This window comes from Burkholderia theae (genome assembly GCF_048565265.1).
In the GTDB taxonomy this organism is placed as follows: Bacteria; Pseudomonadota; Gammaproteobacteria; order Burkholderiales; family Burkholderiaceae; genus Burkholderia; species Burkholderia theae.
On sequence record NZ_CP183462.1, the window covers coordinates 1,612,901 to 1,626,593 of the forward strand.

General features: G+C 69.6%; 15 protein-coding genes. 3 read left to right on the forward strand and 12 right to left on the reverse strand.

Annotated elements, in window-relative coordinates; genetic code table 11:
- Positions 1–11 precede the first annotated feature (11 nt).
- A complete protein-coding gene (locus tag ACN22W_RS24735) occupies positions 12–1,274 on the forward strand; it encodes a glycosyltransferase family 87 protein (RefSeq protein WP_419689760.1) in 1,263 nt (420 codons plus the stop codon).
- On the opposite strand, the gene ACN22W_RS24740 is transcribed toward ACN22W_RS24735, so the two are convergent.
- From ACN22W_RS24740 to ACN22W_RS24795, 12 genes are all read right to left on the reverse strand, one after another.
- The gene (locus ACN22W_RS24740) at positions 1,238–2,278 is read right to left on the reverse strand and encodes a TadG family pilus assembly protein (RefSeq protein ID WP_419689761.1); all 1,041 of its coding nucleotides are present in this window, start codon (positions 2,276–2,278) and stop codon (positions 1,238–1,240) included. The genes ACN22W_RS24735 and ACN22W_RS24740 overlap by 37 nt on opposite strands.
- Positions 2,271–2,699 (reverse strand): TadE/TadG family type IV pilus assembly protein, encoded by a 429-nt coding sequence (locus ACN22W_RS24745; RefSeq protein ID WP_129517003.1) that lies wholly within the window; start codon positions 2,697–2,699, stop codon positions 2,271–2,273. The genes ACN22W_RS24740 and ACN22W_RS24745 overlap by 8 nt, the downstream gene beginning before the upstream one ends.
- The gene (locus ACN22W_RS24750; protein WP_419689762.1) at positions 2,696–3,553 is read right to left on the reverse strand and encodes a tetratricopeptide repeat protein; all 858 of its coding nucleotides are present in this window, start codon (positions 3,551–3,553) and stop codon (positions 2,696–2,698) included. The genes ACN22W_RS24745 and ACN22W_RS24750 overlap by 4 nt, the downstream gene beginning before the upstream one ends.
- Positions 3,550–4,494, reverse strand: coding sequence for a type II secretion system F family protein (locus ACN22W_RS24755; RefSeq protein WP_129517001.1), 945 nt, complete (start codon positions 4,492–4,494; stop codon positions 3,550–3,552). The genes ACN22W_RS24750 and ACN22W_RS24755 overlap by 4 nt, the downstream gene beginning before the upstream one ends.
- Positions 4,491–5,468 (reverse strand): type II secretion system F family protein, encoded by a 978-nt coding sequence (locus ACN22W_RS24760; RefSeq protein WP_419689763.1) that lies wholly within the window; start codon positions 5,466–5,468, stop codon positions 4,491–4,493. Before ACN22W_RS24760 ends, ACN22W_RS24755 begins: the two co-directional genes overlap by 4 nt.
- Entirely contained in the window at positions 5,465–6,874 is a 1,410-nt protein-coding gene (locus ACN22W_RS24765; protein WP_419689764.1) for a CpaF family protein, read from the reverse strand. The genes ACN22W_RS24760 and ACN22W_RS24765 overlap by 4 nt, the downstream gene beginning before the upstream one ends.
- Entirely contained in the window at positions 6,871–8,094 is a 1,224-nt protein-coding gene (locus ACN22W_RS24770) for an AAA family ATPase (RefSeq protein WP_419689765.1), read from the reverse strand. Before ACN22W_RS24770 ends, ACN22W_RS24765 begins: the two co-directional genes overlap by 4 nt.
- A 22-nt stretch (positions 8,095–8,116) precedes the next feature.
- Complete coding sequence (locus ACN22W_RS24775; protein WP_048250399.1) at positions 8,117–8,500, reverse strand: CpaD family pilus assembly lipoprotein; 384 nt, start codon at positions 8,498–8,500, stop codon at positions 8,117–8,119.
- 13 nt (positions 8,501–8,513) lie between these two features.
- On the reverse strand, positions 8,514–9,896 hold the full coding sequence (locus tag ACN22W_RS24780) for a type II and III secretion system protein family protein (protein ID WP_419689766.1): 1,383 nt from the start codon (positions 9,894–9,896) through the stop codon (positions 8,514–8,516).
- A 62-nt stretch (positions 9,897–9,958) separates the two neighbouring features.
- Complete coding sequence (gene cpaB / locus ACN22W_RS24785; protein WP_419689767.1) at positions 9,959–10,975, reverse strand: Flp pilus assembly protein CpaB; 1,017 nt, start codon at positions 10,973–10,975, stop codon at positions 9,959–9,961.
- A 20-nt stretch (positions 10,976–10,995) separates the two neighbouring features.
- Entirely contained in the window at positions 10,996–11,475 is a 480-nt protein-coding gene (locus ACN22W_RS24790; protein WP_419689768.1) for an A24 family peptidase, read from the reverse strand.
- Between the two features lie 89 nt (positions 11,476–11,564).
- The gene (locus ACN22W_RS24795; protein WP_048250404.1) at positions 11,565–11,747 is read right to left on the reverse strand and encodes a Flp family type IVb pilin; all 183 of its coding nucleotides are present in this window, start codon (positions 11,745–11,747) and stop codon (positions 11,565–11,567) included.
- A 363-nt stretch (positions 11,748–12,110) separates the two neighbouring features.
- Between ACN22W_RS24795 and ACN22W_RS24800 the strand changes: the two genes are divergently transcribed.
- Positions 12,111–12,356 (forward strand): hypothetical protein, encoded by a 246-nt coding sequence (locus tag ACN22W_RS24800; protein ID WP_419689769.1) that lies wholly within the window; start codon positions 12,111–12,113, stop codon positions 12,354–12,356.
- Positions 12,357–12,598: 242 nt separating this feature from the next.
- Positions 12,599–13,681, forward strand: coding sequence for an ABC transporter substrate-binding protein (locus ACN22W_RS24805; protein WP_419689770.1), 1,083 nt, complete (start codon positions 12,599–12,601; stop codon positions 13,679–13,681).
- Positions 13,682–13,693 lie beyond the last annotated feature (12 nt).

Sequence of the window (13,693 nt, forward strand, 5' to 3'; positions counted from 1 at the left end):
GCACGCGACGCATGGACATTCCCCGGCAATCGATGCGCTCGGCGGAACACCCCGTCCGCGCGTGGCTGACACCCCGACGCGTCGTCACGTACAGCGCGTTCGTGCTCGTCTTCCATGCGCTGTTCCTGGCGATCTGGGCGTACGTGATTCGCTACGCGCCGGGCATCGCCATCAAGCGCCCGGGTGCGGACTACGCGGTGTTCTGGTCGGCGTCGTACCTGATGCTGCACGGCGCGCCATGGCAAGCGTACGATCTCCCGACCTTCTCGAGGCTGTCGGCCGCGTTGTTCCCGTATTTCCGCGGCGAAGGTTTCGTCGCCTGGCTGTACCCGCCCACCTACCTGCTGCTCGTGACGCCGCTCGCACTCCTACCTTTCGCGATCGGCTATCCGCTGTTCGTCGCGTTCGGCATCGTCGTGTTCGGGTGCGCCGCGTGGCGCGTCTCGGGCCTCGGCGCGACGCCCGGCGTGCTGCGCGTCGGCGCGTTTGCGCTGGTCGCCGCGCCGTGCGTGTTCGTCACCGCGATGCTCGGGCAAAACGCGTTCCTGACCGCTGCGTGCGCGGCGCTGGCCGTCTACTGGGCCGACCGGCGGCCGATGTGGGCCGGCCTCTGCATCGGCCTGCTGTCGGTCAAGCCGCAGATGGCGCTGCTGTTCCCGTTCGTGCTGATCGCCGCGCGCGCGTGGCGCACGATTGCGTGGGCTGCGCTCGCCACCACCGCGTTCGGTGCGTTGAGCGTGCTGGTGTGCGGCGTCGAGTCGCCGCGCCTGTTCGCCGCCAGCACGGGGCTCGCGCGATCGCTGATTCTCGAGCATCGCGTGATGTTCTGGTTCGCGTCGCCGACGCCGTTCGCGGCGTTCCGACTCGCGGGCCTGCCGCTCGGCGCAGCATATGCCGCACACGCCTGCGTCGCGGCGATCGCGATCGCGGCCGCGTGCATCGTGTGGGTGCGCTCGCGCGACACCCGCGTGCGCGCGGCGGCGCTGGCGGTCGCGACGCTCGTCGCGAATCCGTACGTGTGGCACTACGAGCTCGCGTGGCTCGGCCTCGCGATCGCCTGCATGCTGGCGATCGGCTGGCGCGACGGCTGGCTGCGCGGCGAGCAGACCATGATCGCGCTGATGTGGGCGCTGCCGCTCGTCGAATACCTGAACGCGTGGCTGCTGCTGCCGCAAATCGGCCCCGCCGTGACGCTCGGCGCCCTCCTCGTGCTGCTGCGCCGCGCGCGGTCCGGCGCTCACAGCGCGAGCCGCGGCGGCACGTACACGCCGTAGTACGGCCCGACGCCGGTCGCGACGCCGGTCAGCTTCACGCCGCCGACGAAGTGGCCCTGGATGTACTTGTACGAGCCGCCGAGCGACACGTCGATGTGGAACGCCGCGAACGCGACGATCGGCACGGTGGTACTGCTCGACGTCTGCGTGACGACCGGCAGCACCACCGTCGTGCCGACCGGCACCGACGAGTAGAGCGTCGTCTTCGAGCCGGTCGCGAGGTTAATGCTGTCGCCGATGCTCAGCGTCGTCGGATTGCCGGTCGCCATCAGCCCCGCAATCGTCGTCGTGTCGGTCGCCGTCGACTGGAACGACGTCCACTGCCCGCCCATGCACAGCAAGCCATAGGTCTGGCCGTTCGTGATCGTGAACTCGAACGGCAAGCCCGTCAGCGGATTGATCAGCGGCTGGTTGGTCGCCGCGTTCCAGTACTGGTTGTAGATGCACTGATCGATCGCGACCGGGAACAACCCGCCGGCCGCCACCCCGCCCGGCGCGGCCAGCACCGCCACCGCGGTCGCGCTGCCGGACGCGCCGGAAATTCCCAGCAGCCCGCCGAGCAGCAGCGGAATCGAGCCGCCGTTCACGCCCGGCGCGCGCGACACGGTGACCTGCACGGCCGGCACGTCGTACACGCCGGGCGTAATGGTCGTCGCCTGCATGCCCGCGGGGCTGCGCGTCATGTTCCAGTACCCGGTGGCCACCGTGCCGGACGACAGCGCGGCACCGGCCGCCGAATTCCGCGCGATCACGCCGTTCGCCGCCGACGCGGCCTGCGACCAGTTCACCGCGCCGCCGCTCGACGACATCATCGCGTCGGCCCCCGCGAGCGCGGCGGCATCGGCGGCGTTCTGCAACTGGTTGCGCACGGTGGCCACCCATGCGATGTCGATCGCGAGCGCGCCGAACGACAGCAACGGAATCAGGAACAACAGGAAGAACAGCGCGACCGAACCGCGCTGCCGCACCAGCGCGACGGGCCGCGGGCCGCGTGCGTCATTCATAGAGCATCACCGACGTGGCCGAAACCGTCACCGGGCCGGTCAGCGCACTGAACGCGGAACCGAGCACCATCCCCGAATACGTGTAGGTCACCGTCACCGTCAGCGCGGTGCCCGACGTCGTCCCGTTCGCCTGCGTCACGGTCACGGCCGGCGTCGTCGCAGTGCCGCCGGTGATCAGGCTGTTCTGCATGTAGGTCTGCGCGACGCTGGCGACCTGCGTCGTGGTCAGCATCGGCACGCGCAGCACGACGCCGGCGCGCGCGGCCTCGCGGCTCGCGTTCGTGATGACGGCCTTGTCGCACAGGATCAGGCTCGTATCGATGATGCCGATCAGCACCATCAGCAGGAACGGCAGCATCAGCACGAACTCGAGGGACACGACGCCGCGCGCGCGGCGGGCGCCCGTCGCCCCGCGTGTCATTTTGCGGCCCCCGCTCCCGGCGGCGCGACGTCCGACTCCAGCGCCGCACCCGACAGCGGCGGCGCGCCGCCTGCCGCCCCGCGCGACGCAAGCCGAGCACGCACCGCCTGATAGAAGCGCAGGTTGTCGGCCACCGCCGACGCGGGCAGGTCCGCGGACAGCAGCTTCTTCGCCGAATCGGTATTGCCGAGCACGCCATACGCGAACGCGAGGTTCTGGCGCGCCTGCCACGGCGCATCGGGCAGCCCCGCGACGTCGAGCAGCACGTTCACGCCCTCGCGCGGCCGGTTGCCCAGCACGAGCGACAGCCCGAGGTCGATGCGCAGCCCCTGCGCGTCCGGGTGCACGCGCAGCGCGTCGCGATACACGGCCTGCGCATCCGCATGGCGCCCCTGCAGGTCGAGCACGGTGCCGAGCCCTTGCGCCGCGAGCGGATGGTTCGGCTGCGCGGCCAGCAGGTCGCGATAGCGCTGCGCGGCCTCGTCGAGCCGGCGCTGCCGCAACGCGATGCGCGCGAGCCCGAGCTGTGGGCCGAGCTCCGCGGGCGACTGCCGCTGCGCTTCCTCGTAGAGGATCCGCGCGCGCTCCAGGTTGCCGGTGCGATAGTTGACGTCGCCGAGCCCCAGTTGCGCCGCGAGCGAATCGGGATGCTTCGCGAGCACCTTCTCGTACAGCGTCGATGCGAGATCGACGTTGCCGCCGGCGAGCGCGCTGTCCGCGATGCGCAGTTCGGCCTGCGGGTCGTCGCTCTTGTGCGACAGCACCGGCCGCGTCTGGACGCCCGGTGCGCAGCCGCCGGCCAGCACCGGCAGCACGGCCGCGAGCGCGAGCGCGCGTACGACGGATCGTGTCATTTGAACACCTCGAGCAGGCGGATTGCCGCCGGGCCCGCCGCGATCAGGCAGACCGTCGGCAGGATGAACAACATCATCGGCAGCGTGATCTTCGGCGCGAGCTTCGCGGCCTTTTCCTCGAGCGCGACGATCTGCTCGGTGCGCTCGGTGCGCGACAGCGTTCGCAGCGCCCGCGTGATCGGCGTGCCGAACCGTTGCGACTGCGTGAGCGTCGTCGCGAGCGAGCGCGCCGACGCGAAATCGACGCGCGTCGCGAAGTGCGTGAGCGTCGCGGACACGTCGCCGCTGAGCGTGAGCTCGTCCGCGCACACCGTCAGCTCGTCGGCCAGCGGCGGGCAGATGCGCGCCAGTTCGTGCGCGACGCGCCGAACGCCTGACGCGAGACTGTTGCCGGCCATCGTGCAGATCACGAGCAGGTCGAGCGCGTCCGGAAAGCACGCGGCGATGATCCGCCGCCGCCGCCGGATCATCGCGCCGAGCACGTACTCGGGCACGATCACGCCGATCACGAACGCGGCGACCATCGCCAGCGCGCGGATCACGAAGTATTCGCCGAAGCGCGGGATGAACGGGCTGAACACGATCGCGACGCCCGCGAACAGCACGCCGCAGCTCAGCTTGATCCCGATCATCGACGACACCGCGCGGCGCTCGCGAAAACCCGCGCGCGCCAGTTGCAGGCCGAGCTTCACGCGCTGCATCGGGTCGAGCACCGGCAGCCGCTCGCCGAGCTGCGCGAGCCGGCGCGTCAGGCCCTGGCGGACTTCGCCCGGCTGCAGCAGCCCCGCCGACGGCGACGGCGCGCGCTGTCCGGCCGCCTGCTGCACGCGCGCGGCGATGCGCCGGCGCGTGCCGCCGCCGGGCCTGGCGAGCGCCACGCCAACACACGCGAGCAACAGCAGCAGTTCAAGGCCACGGGCGGCCAGTATCGATATCGTCATCGTGCGGTATCCAGTCGCGAGATCTTGCGGATCGTCAGCAGCCCCACCGTCAGTAGCCCGGCGGCGATCGTCAGCATCGTGTTGCCGGCGTGCGTCGTGAACAGCAGCATCACGTACGCGCGATTCACGAGGAACAGCGCGCCGATCATCACGAACGGCACCGCCGAAATGATCTTCGTCGTGATCCGCCCTTCGGCGGTCAGCGCGCGGGTCTTCAGGCGAATGTCGCGACGCGTGCGGATGATGCTCGACAGTTCGTCGAGCGTCTCGCCGAGGCTGCCGCCGGTTTCGCGCTGCAGCAGCAGGTAGACGGTGAAGAACGAGAAGTCCGCGATCATCAGCCGGTCCGCCGCCTGCGTCAGCACATCCTTGAGATCCGCGCCCACCCGCAGGCTGTCGCCCATCGTGCGGAACGTCGAACGCACCGGCTCGGCCGCGCTGTCGCCGACCGTGCTGATCGCCTGCGTGACCGGAATGCCCGCGCGCACGGCCCGCACGATCAGGTCGATCGCGTCCGGGAATGCCTCGAGAAAGCGCACCCGGAAACGCTCGACCAGCGCGCGGTAGCTGGCGCGCATCGCGACCAGCGGCAGCCCGATGGTGATCAGCGGGCGCAGCACACCCGGCGGCCCGATCAGCTTGATCGCGACGATCGCCGCTATCGCACCGGCCACCGTGCTGGCGACGACGATCCGCATGCCGCCGTCGCCGCCCACCGCCCGCACGCGTGTCACGTAGTGCTGCAGCCACGTGCGCACGCGGTTTTGCCGGCGTTCGAGGTTGAACAGCGCGACGCCGGACCCGTCGGCCGCGCCCGCATCGCGGCCCGCGAGCAACGGCGACAGGTGCCGCATCCGCTCGCGAATGCGCCGTGCGGGCGTGTGGCGCGCGCGCTCCAGCAGCGACGACAGCGCAAGCCCGATCCCGAGGATCACGACGAACGCGCACACCGCGAACAGGTCGGCGGCCCTCATGGCCGGAATACCTCGGCGAGCGCATCCTCCTGGCCGTAGTACGCGGCGCGCGCCGCGAACGCCGGCCGCAGCGACGACGCGTCGAACACGCCCTTGACCGCGTCGCGCGTCGTGTCGCCTTCCTGGCGGAACGCGAACAGGTCCTGCGTGATGACCACCTCGCCCTCCATCCCGACGATCTCGGTGATCCGCGTAACGCGCCGCACGCCGTCGCGCATCCGCTCGATCTGCACGAACAGGTGCACGGCGCTCGCGATCTGGCGCCGGATCGACAGCAACTGCAGGTTCGCGTTCGCCATCATCACCATGCTCTCGAGCCGGCTGATCGCGTCGCGCGGCGAGTTCGCATGGATCGTCGTCATCGAGCCGTCGTGGCCGGTGTTCATCGCCTGCAGCACGTCGAACGCCTCCGGGCCGCGAATCTCGCCGAGGATGATGCGGTCGGGCCGCATCCGCAGCGCGTTGCGCACGAGGTCGCGCTGCGAGATGCCGCCGAGCCCCTCGGTATTCTCCGGCCGTGTCTCGAGGCTGACGACGTGCGGCTGCTGCAGCTGCAGCTCGGCCGCGTCCTCGATCGTCACGACCCGTTCATGCTGTTCGATGTGCTGCGACAGCGCATTGAGCAGCGTCGTCTTGCCCGAGCCGGTGCCGCCCGAGATCACGATGTTCAGCCGGCACGAACATGCCACCTTCAGCAGCTGCAGCATCGGATGCGAGATGTTGCCTTGATGCGCCATCCGCGCGAGCGTGATGTCGCGCTTCGCGAACTTGCGGATCGAGATCGACGGGCCGCGCATCGCGATCGGCGGCAGCACGACGTTCACGCGGCTGCCGTCGGCGAGCCGCGCGTCGACCATCGGGCTGCTCTCGTCGACGCGCCGGCCCACCGCCGCCGCGATCCGCTGCGCGACGCTCGTCACGTGCGCGTCGTCGCGAAACTTCAGCGACGTGAGTTCGAGCCGGCCCGCGCGCTCGACGTAGACCTGGTCGGGCCCGTTGACGAGGATGTCGGTGACCGTTTCGTCGGCGAGCAGCGGCTCGATCGGCCCGACGCCGAACATGTCGTTCAGGATCGCATCGACGATCAGCACCTGCTCGCCGGCCGTGATCTTCAGGCGCTCGCGCTCGACCGTGTGCGCCGCCACCTGCTCGATGCCCGCGCGCACCTCGTCGCGCGTCTTCATCAACGCCGCCGACATGTTCATCGACGCGAACACCGCGGTGCGGATCGCATCGAACTTGCCGGAGCGGATCAGCGCCTCGTGGGTGTCGGCGGCCGCGGGTGCACGTGTTGGCGGCGGCGCGGGCGCGACCGTCGGCGCCGGCTCGCGCGGTGCCGTGGGCGTCGCTGGCACCGCGGCCGGCGCGGGGTCCGGCGGCGGCCGGTTGCGGTTGCCGAACGTCACGATCCTTTCCTCCACTTGACGAAGCGCGCGTACCACGGCTCGGCGATGACCGTCGGTTCGCCGGTGATCCCGTTCGCGAGCTGCAGGATCCCGTCCACGAAGCCGTGGGGCTTCGCGCCTTCGATCGGCTCGCCAAGGTTCTCGGCAACCGCGAGCGTCTGCGGCTCGTGCGGCAGCTCGCGCAGCGTCGCGCCGCCAAACGCCTCCGCGAAATCGGCCGGCTCGACCCGGCCGGCGACCGGCGCGAGCGGATTGTTCAGCACCATCGACAGTTGCCGCTCGCCCGGCAGCTCCTGCACGAAGCGCGCGAGCCGCGCGGATTCGTACGCGGCGTGCACCGAGCGGTCGGCGACGACGTACGCGAGATCGGACGCCTCGAGCGCGTCCTCGAGCAGCTTGCCGGCGCCGCTGCCGACATCGAACAGCACGTAGTGGAAGCGGTCCTTCAGCATGTCGACCAGTCGCGCGATCGCCCCGTCGCTCAGCGGCACGTCGGCGCCGTACGAGAGCTCGGCCGACAGCACGTGCAGGCGGTCGCCCTTCGTGACGAACATGCGGTCGAACAGCGCGTCGTCGGGGCGCTGCTCCATGTTCAGCAACTCGACCAGCCCGTTGTTGCTCGAAAGGCCGAGCATCGAGTTCGCGCCGCCGCCATGCAGGTTCAGGTCGATATACGCGACGCGGCGGCGCTTCTCGCCCGTCAGGCAGCGCGCGAGGCTCACCGCGATGGTCGTCGTGCCGACGCCGCCGCGCGCGCCGACGAAGCTGACGATCTTGCCGGTACGCCCCTGCACGACCGATTCCGTCGCCGTCAGCGCGCGCCGCATCAGCTCGACGGTCAGCGGCTTGACGATGTAGTCCTGCACGCCGATGCCGAGCAGGTTGCGAAACAGCCCGACGTCGTTCTGCGTGCCGATCGCGACGACCCGCACCGACGGATCGCACACGTCGGCGAGCCGCATCAGGTCCGATACCGGCAGCACCGAATCCGACACGTCGATCACCAGCTGGCGCGGCGAGCGCTCCTGCTGCTGCAGCAACCGGATCGCGTCGTCGCAGGTGCCCGTCTGCAGGTGCGCACGCGTGATCGACAAATCCTGCGCGACGCGCCGGATCACGTCCTCGCTACCGGAATCGGACACGACCGCGACGAGATCCGTCGCGCCGGCGGACACGGCGCGCTTGGCATTCTGGCGTTCGAGGACGTTCATGGGCGGCATCGCGATGGCAGCGGAAATCGGTTCAATGGCCGGGCGAGCCGGTCGTCGTCAGCGTCTTGCCGGGGGTCGGCTGCTTCACGCGATCCTCGACGTAGCGACGCACCGCGCCGGCCGCGACTTCCGCGTCGGCGCCGCCGTACGGCACGGGCGCGACGAGATCCTGCGGCCGCGCGAGCATGGTCGCGAGGTTCGTGTAGGTCGCGCAGCCGAACGGCACGCCCGGCCGCCCGAAGCCCGCGTCGACGAGATGCGACGGCTGCATCAGCTTCGCGCAGTCGGGCGGCACCGCCTGCACGCCGTCGAAGCCGATCGACCGCGCGTCGGGCAGGCTCAGCGGCGGCGGCGCCGACATGCAGCCCGCCAGCGTCAGCGGCAGCAGTGTCAGGACAGCGGTTCGAACTCGCATGGGCGCCTCCGGTTCAGTACACGAAGCCCGCGGCGCCGACGAGACGCGGCGTATCGCCCGACAGCAGGTCGAGCCCCAGCTCGTGCTGCACCGCGAACTCCAGATCGCTGCTCGGCCGCGCGACGGTGTCGATCGCCTGCTCGAGCTGGCCGGGCCCGGCCGGCTGCACGATGTACGGCGTCACGATCACGACCACCTCGGTCTTGCTGTCCTGGAAGTTCTTCGACGAAAACAGCCGGCCGATGATCGGCAGCCGGCCGAGCCCCGGGATCTGCGACACGGTGTCGGCCGTCTGGCTCTGCAGCAGCCCGCCGATCGCGAAGCTCTGCCCGCTCGACAGCTCGACCGTCGTCTCGACGCGCCGCACGGTCAGCCCCGGGATCTTGACGCCGCCGGTCGTCACGCTGTTGTTCGGGTCGACCTCGCTCACCTCCGGCCGCACCTTCAGGCTGATCCGGTTGTCGGCGAGCACGGTCGGCGTGAAGTCGAGCGACACGCCGAACGGCTTGAACTCGACCGTGATCGCGCCGGACGACGTGCCCGCCTGCGCGACCGGGATTGGAATCTCGCCGCCCGCGAGAAAGCTCGCGGTCTCGCCGGACATCGCGGTGAGGTTCGGTTCGGCGAGCATCGTGATCAGGCCCTCCTGATCGAGCGCATCGAGCACGACGTCGATCGACCAGCGCCCCGCGCGGAACCCGCCGAGCACCGAAAACGCGCCCGTCGGCGACAGGTTGAACAGGCCGCTCGTCGGATCGAACAACGTGCGCCCGTTGAACAGCCCGCCGACGAAATTGCCGGCGCCGCCGAGCGCGCTCCAGTTGATGCCGAGTTGCTGCGTAATGTTGCGGCTCACCTCGGTCACCCGCACGCGCAGGTTCACCTGGATCGGGCGCGACAGCGTGAGCCGGTTGACGATGCTTTCCTTGTCGTGCAGGTACGGCGCGAGCGACTGCATCACGGCGTCCGCGTCGGCCGCGCTCGGCACCTTGCCCGACACCATCAGCGAGCCGGGCGCGCCGGACACCGACAGCTTCAGCTGCGGAAAGCGGCCGTCGAGCACCGCCTGAAGCGACGCCGTGTCGACCTGCACGATCACCGTCCTGCGCAGGATCGGCCGATGGTTCGCACCGAGCGCAATCAGCGTGGTCGTGCCGGCCTTCTTGCCGAACACGAACACGGTGCGCGGCGACGGCACCTGGATGTCGGCAATCGCCGGATCGGCGACGAACATCGCGATCGCGGGCTCGGGCAGCGACAGCATCTCGCCCTTGCCGGTCGCGATCGACAGCACCGCGCCCGCGTCCGGCGTGCGTGCGCCCTGCGCGAACGCGATGCCGGGCGCGGCGACGCCGGCCAGGCACCAGAGAGCGAACCAACGAATCATGCGCACCATGCGTGTTCCCGTCATCCCGTCCCATGCCGGCCGGCGGCAGGCCGTCCCGATCCGTCCACCCGTCATTGCGGCGCCGCCACCCGCGGCAGTTGCGCCGTCGCATCCGCCGCGACGTTGCCGCCGCCCGGCAGCGCCGGCAGCCCCGGCATGCCGGACGGCAACGGCGGCAGGCCCGGCGTGCCGGTGCCGCCGCCGCGCGACCCGTCGTCGATCGACGACCCGCGATAGATCACGACCGTGTTGTCCTGTCCTGTCGAGCGCGCGCCGCCGGCCTCCGGCCGGGCGGACGGCACGCGCGCAGCCTCGCGGGCCGCGCGCGACACGTCGCCCGCCCAGACCGGCTGCGTGTCCGGCTCCTGCTCGTCGCCCCCCGCCGGTTGCCGCCGGTCGCTGGTCGCGAAGCTGCGCAGCGCGAGCGACAGCGAGCCAAGGCGCGTCGCGACCAGCACGACCTGCGCGGTGCGCGGCGCGACCTCGAGCGTGACCGTGCGCGCGCGCGCCGTCGCGTCCGGCGCGCTCGCCGGTGCCTTCGCCCGCTGGAAATCCGAGCCGACCGCGAGCACGCGCGCGCGCCGCACGACCGTCTCCGCTTCGAAGGTGCCGGGCGACGTCGCCGAGCCGCCGATCTGCTGCGTGAGCACCACGTCGACGAAGTCGCCCGGCTGGATCAGCCCCGCGTTACCCGACACGTCGTCGACCGGCACCGAGATCGCGCGCATGCCGGGCTGCAGCGCGGCCGCGAGAAAATCCGGCGCGCCGGCCGGGATCACGTTGTCCGTGCGGATCGCCGTGCCGGCACCGACGCGGTTGCGCAGCAGCGCGCCTTTCAGGTCTGCACCCGGCTGCGACTCGACGAACGCACCGGGCGGCACCTGCGCGCGCGGCATGCGCTTCCAGCCGAGATCGTTGTCGCGCAGCAGCAGCCCTTCCGGCAGATCGGCGGCCGCGACGCGCACGCGCGCCTGATCCGCGTCGCCGGGCGCCGACGTCGTCGACGCGGCGACGTACAGTTCGCGCAGGATGAACGCGCCAATGCCGGCAGCGACGATCAGCACGGCCATTCTCAGAGGTTTGGGCATGGCGGCGTGCGTCCCCCCGGCTAGGTAAGCGAAACCGCGTACGGAGACGGCACCCAGACGGCGAGCGCACCGCCGAATGCGAGCGCGACACCGTACGGCACGCCGCGCACGGCGAGCGCGCGGGCGGGTGCCGCGCGACGCTGCCACGCGATGGCCGCGAGCGCGGCGAGGCCGCACAGGGCGCCCGCCGCGCCGACGATCGTCAACACCGGGAGCGCCAGGGTCGGGCCGGCCCACAGGAATACCGCCGCCGCGAGCTTGACGTCGCCGCCGCCGATCCAGCCCGCGTGATGCAAGCCGCCGAATATCAGCAGCATCGCCGCGGCGGTCGCCACGTGGCCGGCCAGCGGCGCGAGGCTCTCGTGCGCGAGCGCCGCCGCGACGAAATACAGCATCGCGAACGCCAGCACCGCGCGATTGGACAGGCGACGATCGCGCAGGTCCTGCGCCGCGAGCGACGCCAGCACGATCGTGGCCACCGACTGCACAAGAATGAGCATGGGAGAGCCGTCCGTCGGCGCACCCCCGGCTGGATACGTTCTACCGATGCGGATCCGTGTGTTCGTCGGCGGCGCGCGGGTTCAGGGGATCAGATCAGGCTCGTCACCTTCGAGATCAGCGCCGTGAACACGCTCGGCAAGCCACCGGAAGTGCTGCTGAGGATCACGCCGACCGCCGCCAGCGCGACCACGACGATGCCGGCCAGCACCGCATATTCGAGCGAGCTGACGCCACGTTCATCACGCAGCAGGGACTTGACGTATTGCAGCATGGCAACCTCCGTGTGACGGGGTCGATGATCGACCGTTGAACGCAAAGACGCTGCATGGGTGCGCCGGCTGCACAGGGCGCTCGCCCATTCGCGACTCTTACGAACGGCCCTGGCATCGGGCTGTTCGCACCCTCGAAGTCCACTCGATCACTACGACGTGCGGCATGCAACGACGGCATCGATCGTTTCATTCGCACGCTTGTTATGCGCCGTGCCGGCACGATGCCGACTGCGCTGATTCGTCTAGGGTATAGACAATTTTTCGGACGATTTCAAATAATTTGGCGTCGGAATGTATTTATGGATAGCGCCCTGAAACAATGAAATTCATACCGGTCATCTATCGAAATTCTTTCTCGTGGCATGCCGCGTGGTTCAGATTTCGACGCAAACATTTCGACTATTGCGATGCGTCATTTGGCGCCTGGCTTACAACCCATTTTCATTCTGTTTTCCGGTATGCCGGATCGGGCCGTGATCGCCGATTCATGCGGCCAGACCGGCGAACATGACGAGTCCGGATCGATTTCTTTACCCCCTTATGCCTATTTCACCGCCTGGATTCGCCGGTCGATCGGCATGCGAATCCGCGACTCCGCCATTTCATGAATCCATGGATCGGCGCTTTCCCGATTATCGAATGACGTCAACAAATACGATCGGAATCCTGAACGATTACCCCGTATACACGAATCCGCTTGCCGTCCTCATATAACGGCACATCCGGCCCGGCAACCCGCCGGACGGCGATAAGCATAGTTCAAATCGTTGCTTGTCCCGCGCCGGCAGCGTCCACCAGAATGGCTCGACGCCTCCCGGCCCGACTTCATTCTCTCGCGACCCGCCGCACCATGACCGAACGATTCCCGTCTCCCCTGCGCCTGCTGCGACCGCTGCTGGCGGCCATGCTGATGACGCTGGCAACCACCGCCGCACACGCCGACAAGCCCGCCACGATCCGCATCGGTGTCGCCCAGCAAGGCGCCGGCGATCCGCCGACCTTCGGCGGATCGAGCGCCGCCACCGTGCAGTTGCAGCAGCGGGTCGAGAAGGAGTTCGCGGCCGACGGCATCACCGTGCAGTGGCTGTTCTTCAAGGGCGCGGGGCCGGCCGTCAACGAGGCGATCGCCAACAAGGCGCTCGACTTCGCGTATCAGGGCGACCTGCCGGCCGTGCTCGCGCGTTCGAACGGCATCAAGACGCACCTGCTGCTCGCCGCGAGCGTGCGCTCGGGCGTCAAGATCGCGGTGCCGCCCGATTCCGCGATCCGCTCGATCAAGGACCTGAAAGACCGCCGCGTATCGATCTTCCGCGGTACGAACCTGCAGCTCGTCGCCGACAACGCACTCGCGACGAACGGCCTCGGCGAACGCGACCTGCGCGTGATCAACCTCGACTCCGCGAGTTCGCTCGCCGCGCTCGCATCGAAAGGCATCGACGCGTCGGTCGGCGACTACCAGCTGTACAAGCTGCGCGACGCGGGGCTCGCGAAGATCATCTACGAATCGCAGAACGACGGCCCGCAGTACACGCGCCAGACTCACCTGCTCGTGCTCGACGACTTCGAGCGCGCGCATCCGGACGTCGTGCAGCGCGTCGTCAACGCGTTCGTGAAGGGTGCGCAATGGTCGTCCGACGAAGCGAACCGCGATGCGCTGTTCAAGCTGTGGGCGAAGAGCGGCGTGCCGTATTCGTCGTGGCAGGCCGACTATGCGAACCAGCGCCTGAAGGATCGCCTGTCCCCGCTGATCGATCCGTTCCTCGTCGCGCGCTACAAGGCCGTCGCGCAGGATGCGCTGAAGCTGAAGCTGATCCGGCAGCCGGTCGACGTCGACGGCTGGTTCGAGCCGAAGTATCTCGACAACGCGCTGCGCACGCTGAAGCTCGAAACCTACTGGCAACGTTACGACGCGGCCGGCAAGCCCCTTTCCTGACCTGGACCTGCC

Excerpts from the sequence above, each read along its gene's own strand:
- ACN22W_RS24735 (WP_419689760.1), top strand. The coding sequence starts at position 12 with ATGGACATTCCCCGGCAATCGATGCGCTCGGCGGAACACCCCGTCCGC.
- ACN22W_RS24740 (WP_419689761.1), bottom strand. The coding sequence starts at position 2,278 with ATGAATGACGCACGCGGCCCGCGGCCCGTCGCGCTGGTGCGGCAGCGC.
- ACN22W_RS24745 (WP_129517003.1), bottom strand. The coding sequence starts at position 2,699 with ATGACACGCGGGGCGACGGGCGCCCGCCGCGCGCGCGGCGTCGTGTCC.
- ACN22W_RS24750 (WP_419689762.1), bottom strand. The coding sequence starts at position 3,553 with ATGACACGATCCGTCGTACGCGCGCTCGCGCTCGCGGCCGTGCTGCCG.
- ACN22W_RS24755 (WP_129517001.1), bottom strand. The coding sequence starts at position 4,494 with ATGACGATATCGATACTGGCCGCCCGTGGCCTTGAACTGCTGCTGTTG.
- ACN22W_RS24760 (WP_419689763.1), bottom strand. The coding sequence starts at position 5,468 with ATGAGGGCCGCCGACCTGTTCGCGGTGTGCGCGTTCGTCGTGATCCTC.
- ACN22W_RS24770 (WP_419689765.1), bottom strand. The coding sequence starts at position 8,094 with ATGCCGCCCATGAACGTCCTCGAACGCCAGAATGCCAAGCGCGCCGTG.
- ACN22W_RS24775 (WP_048250399.1), bottom strand. The coding sequence starts at position 8,500 with ATGCGAGTTCGAACCGCTGTCCTGACACTGCTGCCGCTGACGCTGGCG.
- ACN22W_RS24780 (WP_419689766.1), bottom strand. The coding sequence starts at position 9,896 with ATGGTGCGCATGATTCGTTGGTTCGCTCTCTGGTGCCTGGCCGGCGTC.
- cpaB (WP_419689767.1), bottom strand. The coding sequence starts at position 10,975 with ATGCCCAAACCTCTGAGAATGGCCGTGCTGATCGTCGCTGCCGGCATT.
- ACN22W_RS24790 (WP_419689768.1), bottom strand. The coding sequence starts at position 11,475 with ATGCTCATTCTTGTGCAGTCGGTGGCCACGATCGTGCTGGCGTCGCTC.
- ACN22W_RS24795 (WP_048250404.1), bottom strand. The coding sequence starts at position 11,747 with ATGCTGCAATACGTCAAGTCCCTGCTGCGTGATGAACGTGGCGTCAGC.
- ACN22W_RS24800 (WP_419689769.1), top strand. The coding sequence starts at position 12,111 with ATGCCGCGTGGTTCAGATTTCGACGCAAACATTTCGACTATTGCGATG.
- ACN22W_RS24805 (WP_419689770.1), top strand. The coding sequence starts at position 12,599 with ATGACCGAACGATTCCCGTCTCCCCTGCGCCTGCTGCGACCGCTGCTG.